Here is a 14,616-nt window from a genome sequence, read left to right as displayed (position 1 = left end):
CCCGGCGTCCGTGCGGGCGGTCGGTCAGTCGAGGGTCACGTAGTCGGGGCCGGAGTAGCGGCCCGTGGCGAGCTTCTGCCGCTGCAGGAGCACGTCGTTGAGCAGCGTGGACGCCCCGAACCGGAACCGGTCCGGGTCCAGCCAGTCCTCGCCCGCCGTCTCGTTCACGACCACGAGGTACTTCATCGCGTCCTTCGCCGTCCGGATGCCGCCGGCCGGCTTCACGCCGACCACCTCGCCCGTGGCCAGCCGCCAGTCGCGCACGGCCTCCAGCATCACCAGCGTCACCGGGAGGGTGGCCGCGGGGGAGACCTTGCCCGTCGACGTCTTGATGAAGTCGCCGCCGCCGAGCATCGCCAGCCAGGACGCCCGCCGCACGTCGTCGTAGCCGGCGAGCTCGCCGGTCTCGAGGATGACCTTGAGGTGGGCGTCGCGGCCGCCGGCGTGGCACGCCTCCTTGACGGCGGCGACCTCCTCCAGCACCTGGAGGTAGCGCCCCGACAGGAACGCCCCGCGGTCGATGACCATGTCGACCTCGTCGGCCCCGGACTCGACGGCGTCGGCGGTGTCGGCGAGCTTGACGTCGAGCCGGGCCCGGCCGCTGGGGAAGGCGGTGGCCACGGCGGCGACCTTGATCCCGGTGCCGGTGAGGGCCTCGACCGCCACGGGCACCAGGTCGTTGTAGACGCAGACCGCGGCCACCTGGGGGCAGGTCGGGTCCGAGGCGTCCGGGACGCGCGCCTTGGCGCAGAGGGTGCGCACCTTGCCCGGGGTGTCGGCGCCCTCCAGGGTCGTGAGGTCGACCATCCGGATCGTCGTGTCCAGGGCCCAGGCCTTGGCCGTCGTCTTGATCGAGCGGGTGCCCAGGCCGGCGGCGCGCTGCTCGGCCCCCACCTGGTCCACGCCGGGCAGGCCGTGCAGGAACCGGCGCAGCGAGGCGTCGTCGAGGGTGGCGACCCCCATCACCTCGCGGGCGCGGGCGGCCAGGTCCGCGGACGCCGCGGGGTGCGCAGCGCCGTCGGAGGCGCGCGCGTCTGCCGGTGAGGACGCCGTCGTGGTCACCAAGGGAGTCTACCCGCGCCGTGCGGGGCCGACGTCGGCCTCACCGACGTCCGCGCGGGGCGTGGCACGATGCGCGGGTGAGCAGCCGACGTCCCGGGCGCCGTGAGGTCCCGTCGCCCGGTGACCTGGACGGGCGCAGGGTGCTGCGCCCCGTCCTGGTGCGCGTCCTCGCCGCCGTCGTGTGGGTGCTGCTCGCCCTGTTCGCCGGCCTGGCCGTGCTCGAGGGAGCGGGCCAGCTCGCGGTCACCGCCCCGGCGCTCGTGCTCGTCGGCGCGGCCGCCTACGCGTTGCTGTGGCGCCCCTGCGTCGTGGTGGACGACGACGCGGTCACCCTGGTCAACGTGCTGCGGGACGTGCGCGTGCCGTTCGCCGCCCTCGACGTCGTCGACACCCGGTACGCGCTCAGCCTGGAGTCCGGCGGACGGCGCTGGTCGGCGTGGGCGGCGCCCGCCCCCGGGCGGTTCTCGGCCATGGGGCTGTCCCGCAGCGAGGGGGCCGTCGTCCGGCACCTCGGGGTCGACGTCGAGCACGGGCTGCGGGCGTCGTCGGCACCGAACACCGAGTCCGGCGGCGCGGCGCTGCTCGTCCAGAGCCGCTGGCTGCGGTGGCAGGAGCGCCACGACGGGCCGGGTCGCACGGCGTCCACGGCGGGTCCGGCCGGCCCGCGGGTCACGTGGGTGACGCCCCTGGCCGCCGTCCTCGCGGTGTCCGCGGTGCTGACCGCTCTGACCTTCCTGCTCTGACCTTCCTGCTCCGACCGACCGCCCGGCTGCGCGCCGACCGTCCGGCTGCGCCGACCGTGCGGCGGCGGGCGGCCAGCGCGGTCACCGCACGCCGGGCCGGCGCGTCAGCCGCGGGTCACAGACCCAGCGCCGCCGCCAGGTCGGCGCGCAGGGCTGCCAGCCGTCGAGCCGCCGAGGCCCTCGCCGACGCCGCGTCCCCGCCCGGGACGGCCACCACCACCTCGAGGTAGCACTTGAGCTTCGGCTCGGTGCCGCTGGGCCGCACCACCACCCGGGCGTCGTCCTCGGTGAGGTAGAGCAGGCCGTCGGTCGGCGGCAGCTCCTCGCCGCCCTCCGCCAGGTCGACCGCGGACACCACGGGGGAGCCGGCGAGGGCCGGTGGCGGGGTCTCGCGCAGGCGGCGCATCGCCGTCGCGATCACGGCGAGGTCCTCCACCCGCACCGACAGCTGGTCGGTGGCGTGCAGACCGTGCCGCACGGCCAGGTCGTCCAGCGCGTCCAGCAGGGTGCGGCCCTCGGCCTTCAGGCCCGCGGCCAGCTCGGCCACGAGCACCGCCGCGCTGACGCCGTCCTTGTCGCGCACGGCGTCGGGGTCGACGCAGTACCCGAGGGCCTCCTCGTACCCGAAGGCCAGGCCCGGCACCCGCGAGATCCACTTGAAGCCGGTCAGGGTCACCGCGCTCTCCAGACCGTGCTCCGCGGCGATCCGCGCGAGCAGCCGCGAGGAGACCACCGAGCACGCCAGGACCGACCCCTCCGGCAGGCCGCGGCGCGCCAGGTGCTCCCCGAGCAGACCGCCCACCTCGTCGCCCCGCAGCACCCGCCAGCCGCCGTCCGCCGAGGGGTCGGGCACCGCCACCGCGCAGCGGTCGGCGTCCGGGTCGTTGGCGACGACGAGGTCCGCGACCCGGTCGCGCGCCGCCGCCAGCGCCAGGTCCATCGCGCCCGGCTCCTCCGGGTTCGGGAACGCGACCGTCGGGAAAGAGGGGTCGGGCTCCGCCTGCTCCGGCACCACGTACGTGTCGGTGAACCCCGCGCGGTGCAGGGCGTCGACGACGGTGTCGCCACCCACCCCGTGCAAGGGGGTCAGGACGAGCGAGACGTCCCGCGGTCCGGTGCTGCGGGCGACGGACGCGGCCCTGGCCAGGTAGCGCTCGCGCACCGACCCGTCCAGCGTCGTCCACCCGCCGTCGGCGCGGGGCACGTCGGTGACGTCGCCGACCGCGTCGATGCACGCGGCGATCTCGGCGTCCGCGGGCGGCACGATCTGCGCACCCTCCTCACCCGGGCCGCCGAGGTACACCTTGTAGCCGTTGTCCTGCGGCGGGTTGTGGCTGGCAGTCACCATGACGCCCGCGTCGCAGCCGAGGTCCCGGACGGCGAACGCCAGCACCGGCGTGGGCAGCGGCCGGGGCAGCACCAGGGCGTCCACGCCGGCCGCGGTCAGCACGGCGGCGGTATCGCGGGCGAAGACGTCGGAGTTGCGCCGGGCGTCGAAGCCGACCACGACGCGCGGCCGGACGCGGGCCGCGCCGACCCGCCGGTGCAGGAAGGCCGCGAGGCCGGCTGCGGCGCGGATCACGACGACCCGGTTCATCCGGTTCGGCCCGGCGCCCAGCGCCCCGCGCAGCCCCGCCGTCCCGAACTGCAGCGTGCCGGAGAACCGGTCCGCCAGGTCGGCGGCCGCGCCGCCGTCACCCGACGCGGCGGCCGCGAGCAGGTCACGCAGCTCGGCCGCGGTCTGCGGGTCCGGGTCCTGCGCGGCCCACGCCCGCGCGGTGCGCTCCAGGTCCTCGCCCAGCGGGACGGCGCTCACGCGACCACCAGCCGGCGCGTCACCTCGGCGAGCAGGGCGCCGATGCGCGGTCCGGCGGCTCGTCCGGCCTCGATGACCTCCGTGTGGTGCAGCGGCGTCTCGCTGATGCCGGCCCCGAAGTTCGTCACCAGGGAGATGCCGAGGACCTCCATGCCGGCCTCACGGGCGGCGATCGCCTCCAGCGTGGTCGACATGCCGACCAGGTCACCGCCCAGGACGCCCGCCATCCGCACCTCGGCCGGGGTCTCGTAGTCGGGACCGCGGAACTGCACGTACACGCCCTCGGCCAGGGACGGGTCGACCTCGTGCGCCAGCGCCCGCAGCCGCGCGCTGTACAGGTCCGTGAGGTCGACGAAGCTGGCGCCCTCGACCGGTGAGGTGGCCGTCAGGTTGATGTGGTCGCTGATCAGCACCGGCGTCCCCGGCGGCCAGGCGGGGTTCAGCCCACCGCACCCGTTCGTCAGCACGACCGTGCGGCACCCCGCCGCGGCGGCGGTGCGCACCCCGTGCACGACCCGGCGCACGCCGCGACCCTCGTACAGGTGGGTGCGGGAGCCGAACAGCAGCGCCCGGGCACCGGTGTCCCCGACGGCGATCGACCGGATCGTGCCGACGTGCCCCTCCACCGCGGGCGGCGGGAAGCCGGGGACCTCGGGAGCCGGCACCTCCGCCAGGGTCTCCCCGAGCAGGTCGCCGGCCGCGGCCCAGCCCGAGCCCAGCACCAGGGCGACGTCGTGCCGCTGCGCGCCGGTGCGCTCGGCGATGACGTCGGCCGCGGCGCGGGCGACGTCCCTGGGGTCGGTCGCCGGGTCGTCCAGGCGCTCAGCAGTCATGGGTCGGGATGCTAGCGACGACGGCGGGGAGGCAGGAGGTGAACGTGCGCCCCCGCGCGGCGCCTCGACGTGCTAACGCGCGCGCGGCGGCGTGCCGTCAGCCGACCGAGCGGCAGGGCAGCGTGCGCAGCGCCGCGACGTACTCGTCCGGGGCCCCGGCCGCCTCGGCCGCGTCCGCCAGCAGCCCGACGTAGTGGGCGCTGGGCAGGCCGCCCTCGTAGTCGTCGAGCACGTACACCCAGGCCAGCTGCTCGCCGTCCAGGGTCGCCACGCGCACCCGCAGCTTGCGGTACAGGCCGATCCCGACGCCCTCCCAGTCGTCCAGACGGTCCTCGTCGGCGTCCGTGACGTCGTACAGGGCCACGTACACCGAGCCGTCGGCGTCCTCGACGACGGTCGGCAGGGCGCCGTCCCAGCCCCGCTCCTCGCCGCCGAACGTCAGCCGCCACCCGTGCAGCCACCCCGTCCCGCGGGAGGGCGAGTGGGGAGCGCGCCGGAGCATCTGCTCGGGGTGCAGGTTGCTGGCGTACGCCGCGTACAGGGCCACGGGCGGGCAGCCTAGCGACCAGCGGGTCACGCGCGGTGACCTCCACCCCGGGTGCACCCGCCCGGGCGCGTGCCGGTGTGCGGCCGGTGTGCGGGGCGGTGGTCCCGGTCACGGACCGGCACAATGGGTCCCGATGAGCACTCCAGCCGACGCCCCCGCCCCGCAGACCCACGTCGTCGTCGTCGGCGGCGGCCCCGGCGGCTACGAGGCCGCCCTCGTCGCCGCGCAGCTCGGCGCGCGCACCACGCTCGTCGAGGACGCCGGCTGCGGCGGGTCCGCCGTCCTGACCGACGTCGTGCCGTCCAAGACGCTGATCGCGACCGCCGAGGTGATGACGCTCGTCGACGACTCCGTCGAGCTCGGCGTCCGCTTCCCCGGCCGCGGGTCCTCCGACAACCCGGAGTCCTCCGTCGGGGTCGACCTCGGCGTGGTCAACCAGCGGGTCAACGCCTTGGCGCAGGCCCAGTCCGCCGACATCGAGCGCCGGCTGCGCGCCGACGGCGTGACCGTCGTCCAGGGGCGCGGGCGGCTGGACGGCCCGCACCGGGTCGTGGTGGAGGCCCGCGACGGCTCGACGAGCACGCTGGACGCGGACGTCGTCCTCGTCGCGGTCGGGGCGCACCCGCGCACGCTCCCCGACGCCATGCCCGACGGCGAGCGGATCCTGACCTGGACGCAGCTGTACGGCCTGACCGAGCTGCCCTCCCGCCTCGTCGTGGTCGGGTCCGGTGTCACCGGCGCCGAGTTCGCGAGTGCCTACGACGCCCTCGGTGCGGACGTCGTGCTGGTGTCCAGCCGCGACCGTGTGCTGCCCGGGGAGGACGCCGACGCCGCCGAGGTGATCGAGGACGTGTTCCGTCGCCGCGGGATGACGGTGCTGTCGCGCTCGCGCGCCCAGTCGGTGCAGCGCACGGACGACGGCGTGCTCGTGACGCTGTCGGACGGGCGCACCGTGGAGGGTTCGCACTGCCTGCTGGCCGTGGGCTCCGTGCCGAACACCGAGGGGATGGGCCTGGAGGAGGCGGGGGTGCGTCTGTCGCCCAGCGGGCACGTCGAGGTCGACCGGGTGTCGAGGACGTCGGCGCGCGGCGTGTACGCCGCCGGGGACTGCACCGGCGTCCTGCCGCTGGCCTCGGTCGCGGCGATGCAGGGCCGGATCGCGATGTGGCACGCGCTCGGGGACGCCGTCCAGCCGCTGAGCCTGAGCCGGGTGTCGGCCACGATCTTCACGGCGCCCGAGATCGCGACCGTCGGCGTCAGCCAGGCGCGGATCGAGTCGGGGGAGGTCGCCGGGGACGTCGTCAAGCTGCCGCTGGCCGGCAACGCCCGGGCGAAGATGCAGGGCATCCACGACGGGTTCGTGAAGCTGTTCTGCCGCAAGGGCGTCGGGACGGTCATCGGCGGCGTCGTGGTCTCCCCGCGGGCCTCCGAGCTCGTCTTCCCGGTGGCGCTCGCCGTCGAGCACCGGCTCACCGTGGACGACGTCGCCCACGCCTTCACCGTCTACCCGTCGCTGTCCGGCTCCATCGCCGAGGCCGCTCGGCGCCTGCACGTCACGGACTGACCGCGCGTCCCCATCGCCACCCCGTTCGGACCCGCCGCACCCTCCGCACCTTTCCACCAACCTGCGGCTGCGGGACGGGTGGTGACCGCACCTTTCCACCAACGTGCGATTGCGGGACGGGTGGTGACCGCACCTTTCCACCAACGTGCGATTGCGGAACCGGTGGTGACCGCACCTTTCCACCAACGTGCGATTGCGGAACCGGTGGTGACCGCACCTTTCCACCAACCTGCGAGTGCTACGCCAGGTCGCGGCGGTCTGCGCTCTGCAAGGCCCGGCGGACCGTGTGGACGACCTCGTCCGGGGTGCCCATCATCTCGGCCGTGACGTGGACGACGGACCACCCCAGCGCCCGCAGCGCGTTGAGGCGCCGCCGGTCTCGGTCCAGCTGCTCCTTCAGGACGTGCCACACACCGTCGTACTCGACGGCGACCCGGCGCTCGACGTCCGCGAGGTCGACTCTCGCCACCGCCCGTCCACCGTCGCGCACGACGTGCTGAGGCTCGAGGTCGATCCCGGCGAGGTGGAGCACGACTCGGAGCCGGCTCTCGGGGACGGACTCGGATCGTGGGTCGACCAGCGCCGCGGCGGCACGCACCGCGACGACGTCGTTGAGACGGACGGTGTCGCACCAGTCCCGGAAGTCCGCCGCCGTCAAGGTGCCGGAGCGCACGAACGCATCGAGGTGACCTACGGCGTCCGGCAGTGATCTTCTCGCAGCGAGGTCGAAGGCGATGCGCTGCACGGGGGCCAGGCGCAAGCCGTCGGCCGTCGTCGGCCCGCCGTCGATCGGCAACCTGCTCCGACGGATGCGAACGCCCGGTCGCGTCTTGCAGGGGACGCCCTCGGGCAGGAGCACCTCGATGTCGTCGCTGGCTCTCGAGGACGAGCAGCCCAGGAGGTGCGCTGCCGAGCGACCGGTGAATCGCGCCGTCCGCGGCAGGACGAGTGCAGCCGCCCGGCATCGCAGCTCGTGGCTGTCTGCTACCCCGACCGGTCGGTAGACGCCGTGGAGCACGCGGACGAGACCGGACGACCGCAGCTGCGAAGGCGTGAGCACGCCCTCGTCGACGGCGTCACGGCCCCGGAAGACGTCGGGGAGGACAGGGGCATCTCGGCGTCGGCGCACGCGATGCAGGATGGGGCAGCGACCTCGCTCGACGTCAGCGAACCCAGGGCGGTTTGTGGACGACGTCGACCACCTCGGGGGTTGTGGACGACTCGCCGTGCGTGCGGCCCGACTCGCGGAGCGAGGGACCCGCCCGCAGGTTGGTGGAAGGGTGCGGTCGCGGGAGGGGCAGGGCCCGCAGGTTGGTGGAAAGGTGCGGTCGCGGGAGGGGCAGGGCCCGCAGCTTGGTGGAAAGGTGCGGTCGCTAGAGGGTCAGGGCCCGCAGGTTGGTGGAAAGGTGCGGTCGACGGGGCGGGTGGACGCGGACGGGGCCGCCTCCCGGGAGGGAGACGGCCCCGTCCGCGCAGTGCGGGCTCAGGTCGTGCGCGCGTGGTGCGGGCTCGGGCCCCGTCCGCGCGGTGCGGGCTCAGGTCGTGCGCGCGTGGTGCGGGCTCGGGCCCCGTCCGCGCGGTGCGGGCTCAGGTCGTGCGCGCGTGGTGCGGGCTCGGGTCCTGTCCGCGTGGTGCGGTGCTTCAGGTCGCGCTCAGGAGTCCTTGATCTCGCAGACGACGGCGCCGGAGGTGACGGTCTGGCCCACCTCGGCGGTCAGCCCGGTCACGACACCCGCCTTGTGCGCGGTCAGCGGCTGCTCCATCTTCATCGCCTCGAGGACGACGACCAGGTCGCCCTCGGCGACCGTGTCACCGTCGGCGACGGCGAGCTTGACGATCGTGCCCTGCATCGGCGAGGGCAGCGCGTCGCCCCCGGCGGCCGCCGCGGCCTTGCCGCCGCGGGAGCGCTTCGGCGCCTTCTGGCGGCCGGGGGCCGCCGCGCCGCCGCCACCGAGCGCCAGTCCGGCGGGCAGGACCACGTCGAGGCGCTTGCCACCGACCTCGACGACGACCCGCTGCCGCTCCTCGGCCTCCGGGGTCTCGGCGGCGTCACCGGACCACGGCTCGATGGTGTTGTCGAACTCGGTCTCGATCCAGCGGGTGTGCACCGTGAACGGCGTGCCGTCCTCGGGGGCGAAGGCGGGGTCGCGCACCACCGTGCGGTGGAACGGCAGGACGGTGGGCATGCCCTCGACGACGAACTCGTCCAGCGCGCGGCGGGACCGCTCGAGGGCCTGCTGGCGGGTGGCGCCCGTCACGACCAGCTTGGCGAGCATGGAGTCGAACGCGCCCGCGACGACGTCCCCGGTGACGACGCCGGAGTCGAGCCGGACACCGGGGCCGGACGGCGGCTCGAACCGCGACACCCCGCCGGGCGCGGGCAGGAAGTTGCGCCCCGCGTCCTCGCCGTTGATGCGGAACTCGATCGAGTGCCCGCGCAGCGGCGGGTCGTCGTAGCCCAGCTCCTCGCCCGCGGCGATCCGCAGCTGCTCGCGGACCAGGTCGATGCCCGAGACCTCCTCGGTGACGGGGTGCTCGACCTGCAGGCGGGTGTTGACCTCGAGGAAGGAGATGGTGCCGTCCTGGCCGACGAGGAACTCGCAGGTGCCCGCGCCGGTGTAGCCGGCCTCGCGCAGGATCGCCTTGGACGCCCGGTACAGCTCGGCGTTCTGCTCCTCGGACAGGAACGGCGCGGGCGCCTCCTCGACGAGCTTCTGGTGACGGCGCTGCAGGGAGCAGTCGCGGGTCGAGACGACGACGACGTTGCCGTGGTTGTCGGCCAGGCACTGGGTCTCGACGTGCCGCGGGCGGTCGAGGTACTTCTCCACGAAGCACTCGCCGCGGCCGAACGCCGACACCGCCTCGCGGACCGCGGAGTCGAAGAGCTCGGCGACCTCGCCGCGCTCACGGGCGACCTTCAGGCCGCGGCCCCCGCCGCCGTAGGCGGCCTTGATCGCGATGGGCAGGCCGTGCTCGTCGGCGAACGCGAGCACCTCCTCCGCGCCGGCGACCGGGTCCTTGGTGCCGGCGACCAGGGGAGCACCGGCGCGCTCGGCGATGTGCCGGGCCTTGACCTTGTCGCCGAGGGCGTCGATCGCCTCGGGGGAGGGGCCGATCCACACCAGGCCGGCGTCGAGCACGGCCTGGGCGAACGAGGCGTTCTCCGCGAGGAAGCCGTAGCCGGGGTGGACGGCGTCGGCGCCGGACCGGGCCGCGACGTCGAGCAGCTTCTCCTGGACGAGGTAGGAGTCGCCGGGCGTCGAGCCGTCCAGCGCGTACGCCTCGTCGGCGACCTTGACGTGCAGGGCGTCCCGGTCGGGGTCGGCGTAGACGGCCACCGAGCCGATGCCGGCGTCCTTGCACGCGCGTGCGATCCGTACCGCGATCTCACCGCGGTTGGCGATGAGGACCTTGGTGATCACCCGGTTCCCGCGACGTCCCATGCTCTCCGCCTCACTCGTGGTCATCAACGCTCCTCCCAGCGGGTCCGGAGCCTATCGGCCGCCGGACCTCCGTCCGATGTCGGGAGCGTCACGTCGGTCGCCCGTGCGCGTCGTCCCGTGTCCGTGCCGCTGCCGTCGTCTCCCGGCCGGCGCCCAGGTCCGCGAGCTGCTCCGCGCACCGGCGCTCCAGGGTGGCGAGCTCGGCCAGCGCCGCCTCGACGTCCGCGCGGCGGCGCTCGAGGTCCTCGCGCCGGTCGTCGATCTGCGCCAGCAGGTAGCGCAGCTGCCCCACCTCGCCGGGCGTCTGGTCGTACATGTCGACGATCGTGGCGATCTCGTCGAGGGGGAAGCCGAGCCGCTTGCCGCGCAGCACGAGGGCCAGGCGGACCCGGTCGCGGGGGTGGAAGAGCCGCTGGGTGCCGCGGCGCTCCGGGGTGACCAGCCCCTTGTCCTCGTAGTACCGCAGGGTCCGGTGGGTGACGCCGAACTCCTCGGCGACCTCGGCGATGGTCCAGGCGCGCCCGTCGCCGCCGTCCGGGTCGTGCTCCTCGGACGGCGGGGGCTGCTCGACCGGCTCGGTCGCGTGCCTTGCCACGGTCCACCAGCCTGCTTTACGTTGACGTCAACGTCAAGCGCCCACAAGGAGCTGTCCCATGTCGTTCGAGCTGAGCCCCGAGCACGAGGCCTTCCGCCGCGCCGTCCGCGACTTCGCCGAGTCGGAGGTCGCCCCGCACGCCGCGCAGTGGGACCGGGAGCACCACTTCCCCGTGCACCTCGTGCCGAGGATGGGGGACCTGGGGCTGTTCGGCCTCGTCGCGCCCGAGGAGTTCGGCGGCGCCGGCGCCGACGAGGGGGCGTTCACCTCGCTGTGCGTCGCGATCGAGGAGCTCGGCCGGGTCGACCAGTCCGTGGGCATCACCCTGTCCGCCGGCGTCGGCCTGGGCATCAACCCGATCCTCACCTTCGGCACCCAGGAGCAGAAGGAGCGCTGGCTGCCCGATCTCGTGGCCGGCCGGGCGCTCGCCGCGTTCGGGCTGACCGAGCCGGACGCCGGCTCCGACGCGGGCGCCACCCGCACCCGCGCCCGGCTCGAGGACGGGCAGTGGGTCCTCGACGGCGCCAAGGCGTTCATCACCAACTCCGGCACGGACATCACGTCCGTCGTCACCGCGACCGCCCGCACGGGCACGCGCGAGGACGGGTCCGCGGAGATCAGCGCGATCATGGTCCCCGCCGGCACCGACGGCTTCACCGTCGAACCGGCCTACGACAAGCTCGGCTGGCACGCCTCCGACACCCACGGCCTGACCTTCGACGGCTGCCGCGTCCCCGAGGACCACCTGCTCGGACGCCGCGGCGACGGCTTCCGCCAGTTCCTGGCGACCCTGGACGACGGCCGGGTGGCGATCTCCGCGCTGGCGGTCGGCCTGGCGCAGGCGTGCTTGGAGCTGACCACCGACTACGCGCGCACCCGCACGGCGTTCGGCAAGCCGATCGGCGTCAACCAGGGCGTGTCGTTCCAGGTCGCCGACCTCGCCGTCATGGTCGAGGCCGCGCGCACGCTGACGTACAAGGCCGCGTGGCTGAAGGACGAGCTGGCCGCCGGGCGGCGCAGCAGCGCCGAGGTCAAGCAGGCGGCCGCGGTGTGCAAGCTCTACTCCACCGAGGCCGCGGTCACCGCCACCCGGATCGCCACCCAGGTCTTCGGTGGCAACGGCTTCATGGAGGAGTACCCCGTCGCGCGCTTCTACCGCGACGCGAAGATCCTCGAGATCGGCGAGGGCACCAGCGAGGTGCAGCGGATGGTCATCGCCCGCGGTCTCGGCCTGCCGTCGGCCTGAGAGGCGGCGACCATGAGCAGGAGCCCCGTCCACGGCCCGGAAGGTGATGCCCGGTGACCGCACGTCCCCAGCCCGCCGAGGGCACCGCGACCGGCTACCCCGCCGACCCGCGGGTCGCCGACGTCCGCGAGCGGCTGCACGCCGCGCACGCGGCGTCCGCCGCCCCCACGTCCAAGGCGGCCGACAAGCTGGCCTCGCAGGGCAAGCTCTACGTCCGCGACCGGATCGACCTGCTGTTCGACGCGGGCAGCTTCGTCGAGGACGGCCGCTACGCCAACGCGCTGGCCGACGGGCTGCCCGCCGACGGCGTGGTCACCGGCCGCGGGACGGTCGGCGGCCGGCCGGCGATCGTCATCGCCAACGACCCCACCGTGAAGGCCGGGTCGTGGGGTGCGCGCACCGTCGAGAAGATCGTCCGCGCGACCGAGGCCGCGCTGCGCGAGGAGCTGCCCGTCTTCTGGTTCGTCGACTCCGCCGGCGCGCGGATCACCGACCAGGTCGAGCTCTTCCCCGGACGGCGCGGCGCGGGCCGGATCTTCCACAACCAGGTCGCGCTGTCGGGCCGGGTGCCGCAGATCTGCTGCCTGTTCGGCCCGAGCGCGGCCGGTGGCGCGTACACGCCGTCCTTCTGCGACGTCGTCATCATGGTCGAGGGCAACGCGTCGATGTACCTCGGCAGCCCGCGGATGGCCGAGATGGTCGTGGGGGAGAGGGTCACGCTCGAGGAGATGGGCGGGGCGCGGATGCACTGCTCGGTCTCCGGGTGCGGCGACCTGCTGGCCTCGGACGACGAGGACGCGATCGAGCAGGCGAAGCTGCTGTTCTCCTACCTGCCGGGCAGCTGGCGGCAGGAGCCGCCGGAGTACCTGCCCGAGCCTCCGTCCGAGCCGTTGACGGCGGGGGTCGTGCCGGAGGTGGAGAGCCAGCCGTTCGACGTCCACGACGTCATCGACGGCCTGGTGGACGACGACTCCTTCTTCGAGGTCAAGCCGCTGTTCGCGGCCGAGCTGGTCACCGGTTTCGGCCGGCTCGAGGGCCGCACGGTCGGCATCGTCGCGAACAACTCCGCCGTCAAGGGCGGGGTGCTGTTCGCGGACAGCGCCGACAAGGCGGCCCGGTTCATCTGGTGGTGCGACGCGTTCGGCATCCCGCTGGTGTACCTGGCCGACGTCCCCGGCTTCATGATCGGCAGCGAGGTCGAGCGCGGCGGCATCATCCGGCACGGCGCCAAGATGGTCAGCGCGGTGTCCGAGGCCACCGTCCCGCAGGTGAGCGTCGTCGTCCGCAAGGCCTACGGCGCCGGGCTGTACGCGATGGCCGGGCCCGGTTTCGGGCCGGACGCGTGCATCGCCCTGCCGACGGCGCGGATCGCCGTGATGGGGCCGGAGGCGGCCGTGAACGCGGTGTACGCCAACAAGATCGCGGCGATCGAGGACGACGCGGAGCGCGAGGCGTTCGTCGCGGCCCGGCGCACCGAGTACGAGGAGGACGTCGACCTCGAGCGGCTGCTGGCCGACCTCGTCCTGGACGGGGTCGTCGAGCCCGAGGACCTGCGCTCCGAGCTGGTGCTGCGGCTGCGGTACGCGGCGCGGCGCGACCGCCGGTTCTCCGAGCGCCGGCGGGGCGTCCCACCGGTCTGAGGTTCCGCCCCGCGGCCCGGCCAGCGCCCCGGTTCAGCGCCCGGAGCCGCGGGCGGACCCGCTGAGTGACTCGTCCTCCCACGGCACGACGACGCACGTCGCGTCACGCACGCCGTCGGCGCGCTCCGCAGGGTCGGCGAGGTAGTACTCGTAGCTCAGCTCGGAGTCCTCCCAGGCGGTACCCACGTAGGACGCGAACCGGCTCCAGCACCGGTCGTCGGCCTGCCAGCGCAGGTCGTCCTCGGAGCTGGAGGCCGACGGTGTGAGCGTCCAGCGGTGGTAGACCTCCCCGTCGTGGGGTGACGAGCACGGCACCGCCGTCGCGCTGGTCTGCCCGCGGCCCGGGAGGGTGTAGCAGTCGCCGACGTCCAGGTCCGCGACCACGGCCGCGGGCCCGGCGGGGGGCCACGGGTCGTCGAGGTCGGAGAACCCGAGGAACGCGACGGCGACCAGGGCACCCACCACGGTCCACGCGGCGGCGGCGACCATGCCGCCCACCGCGAACCCCGTGCCGGCCGCGCCGCTGCGGCGGATCCGGACGAGGGCGACCGTCCCGAGGGCCAGGGCCACGGGGACGAGGCCGAGGACGCCGGTGACGAGGGCGGCGACGGCCGTCCCGCTGGTCGGGCCGGCCGGTGGGGCCACGGGGTGCGCGGGGTACCCCGGCCCCGGGTAGCCGTGGGGGTGGTGGGCGTAGGGCCCGAGTGCGTACGGGTTCGTGGCGTACGGGGCGGCTGCGTAGGGGTCGGCTGCGTACGGGGCGGCTGCGTAGGGGTCGGCTGCGTACGGGGCGGCTGCGTGGGGGGCGGCTGCGTGCGCAGGGGGTGGTGCCGGGGTGCTGCCCGGGTGCGGGTGGTGCGCGTACGGGTACGGCCCGGGCGGAGGTGGCGTCTGCGCGGACGGGTGCGTCGTGGTGGAGGTCGAGGCACCGGTCCCACCGGCGTCGGGCGACGTCTCGGGCGTCCCGTCGCCCGGCTCGCGCGCCGTCGGCGGCTGCCAGACGGCGAAGGGGTCCGACGGCGGTGGGGTCGGCGGCGCCGGGGGTGGGGACGGTTCGGTCACGGGCGGGAGCGTAGAGGGCCCGAGCTGCCGGGTGGCTGCGCACGGCGTCGGCGTCACCTCCTCGG

The 14,616-nt window shown here is 74.8% G+C and carries 12 protein-coding genes; 4 read left to right on the top strand and 8 right to left on the bottom strand.

Translation table 11 applies throughout. From position 1 onward, the window contains the following. Positions 1 to 24 precede the first annotated feature (24 nt). Positions 25 to 963, bottom strand: coding sequence for a deoxyribose-phosphate aldolase (gene deoC, locus ACYVQV_RS09970; protein ID WP_461023184.1), 939 nt, complete (start codon positions 961 to 963; stop codon positions 25 to 27). A gap of 176 nt (positions 964 to 1,139) precedes the next feature. Here deoC and ACYVQV_RS09965 point away from each other — a divergent pair, with 176 nt between their 5' ends. Next, complete coding sequence (locus tag ACYVQV_RS09965; RefSeq protein WP_461023127.1) at positions 1,140 to 1,805, top strand: hypothetical protein; 666 nt, start codon at positions 1,140 to 1,142, stop codon at positions 1,803 to 1,805. 115 nt (positions 1,806 to 1,920) lie between these two features. Here the strand turns inward: ACYVQV_RS09965 and ACYVQV_RS09960 are convergent, their stop codons facing one another. The 3 genes from ACYVQV_RS09960 to ACYVQV_RS09950 all read right to left on the bottom strand — a co-directional run bounded on the left by ACYVQV_RS09960 (position 1,921) and on the right by ACYVQV_RS09950 (position 5,001). Next, positions 1,921 to 3,606, bottom strand: a complete 1,686-nt coding sequence (locus ACYVQV_RS09960) for a phospho-sugar mutase (RefSeq protein ID WP_461023183.1) — start codon at positions 3,604 to 3,606, stop codon at positions 1,921 to 1,923. Positions 3,607 to 3,617: 11 nt separating this feature from the next. Beyond that, positions 3,618 to 4,454 (bottom strand): purine-nucleoside phosphorylase, encoded by an 837-nt coding sequence (locus ACYVQV_RS09955; RefSeq protein WP_461023126.1) that lies wholly within the window; start codon positions 4,452 to 4,454, stop codon positions 3,618 to 3,620. A gap of 97 nt (positions 4,455 to 4,551) precedes the next feature. Beyond that, entirely contained in the window at positions 4,552 to 5,001 is a 450-nt protein-coding gene (locus ACYVQV_RS09950; protein WP_461023125.1) for a gamma-glutamylcyclotransferase family protein, read from the bottom strand. 133 nt (positions 5,002 to 5,134) lie between these two features. Between ACYVQV_RS09950 and ACYVQV_RS09945 the strand changes: the two genes are divergently transcribed. Continuing rightward, on the top strand, positions 5,135 to 6,565 hold the full coding sequence (locus ACYVQV_RS09945; protein WP_461023124.1) for an NAD(P)H-quinone dehydrogenase: 1,431 nt from the start codon (positions 5,135 to 5,137) through the stop codon (positions 6,563 to 6,565). A gap of 238 nt (positions 6,566 to 6,803) precedes the next feature. On the opposite strand, the gene ACYVQV_RS09940 is transcribed toward ACYVQV_RS09945, so the two are convergent. The 3 genes from ACYVQV_RS09940 to ACYVQV_RS09930 form a co-directional block, all read right to left on the bottom strand. Next, positions 6,804 to 7,310: an endonuclease domain-containing protein gene (locus ACYVQV_RS09940; protein WP_461023123.1), complete on the bottom strand. Its 507-nt coding sequence runs from the start codon at positions 7,308 to 7,310 to the stop codon at positions 6,804 to 6,806. Positions 7,311 to 8,217: 907 nt separating this feature from the next. Then, positions 8,218 to 10,032, bottom strand: a complete 1,815-nt coding sequence (locus tag ACYVQV_RS09935) for an acetyl/propionyl/methylcrotonyl-CoA carboxylase subunit alpha (protein ID WP_461023122.1) — start codon at positions 10,030 to 10,032, stop codon at positions 8,218 to 8,220. Positions 10,033 to 10,096: 64 nt separating this feature from the next. Next, positions 10,097 to 10,516, bottom strand: a complete 420-nt coding sequence (locus ACYVQV_RS09930; RefSeq protein WP_461023182.1) for a MerR family transcriptional regulator — start codon at positions 10,514 to 10,516, stop codon at positions 10,097 to 10,099. Between the two features lie 145 nt (positions 10,517 to 10,661). Here ACYVQV_RS09930 and ACYVQV_RS09925 point away from each other — a divergent pair, with 145 nt between their 5' ends. After that, the gene (locus ACYVQV_RS09925; RefSeq protein WP_461023121.1) at positions 10,662 to 11,849 is read left to right on the top strand and encodes an acyl-CoA dehydrogenase family protein; all 1,188 of its coding nucleotides are present in this window, start codon (positions 10,662 to 10,664) and stop codon (positions 11,847 to 11,849) included. Between the two features lie 53 nt (positions 11,850 to 11,902). Then, the gene (locus ACYVQV_RS09920; protein ID WP_461023120.1) at positions 11,903 to 13,489 is read left to right on the top strand and encodes an acyl-CoA carboxylase subunit beta; all 1,587 of its coding nucleotides are present in this window, start codon (positions 11,903 to 11,905) and stop codon (positions 13,487 to 13,489) included. A 33-nt stretch (positions 13,490 to 13,522) separates the two neighbouring features. Here ACYVQV_RS09920 and ACYVQV_RS09915 read toward each other — a convergent pair whose 3' ends face one another. Next, positions 13,523 to 14,551 (bottom strand): DUF4190 domain-containing protein, encoded by a 1,029-nt coding sequence (locus ACYVQV_RS09915; protein ID WP_461023119.1) that lies wholly within the window; start codon positions 14,549 to 14,551, stop codon positions 13,523 to 13,525. Between the last annotated feature and the right edge of the window lie 65 nt (positions 14,552 to 14,616).

Source organism: Thalassiella azotivora (assembly GCF_054781695.1).
Note: the sequence above shows the minus strand (reverse complement) of the source record. Positions and strands in the feature narration are given on the sequence as shown.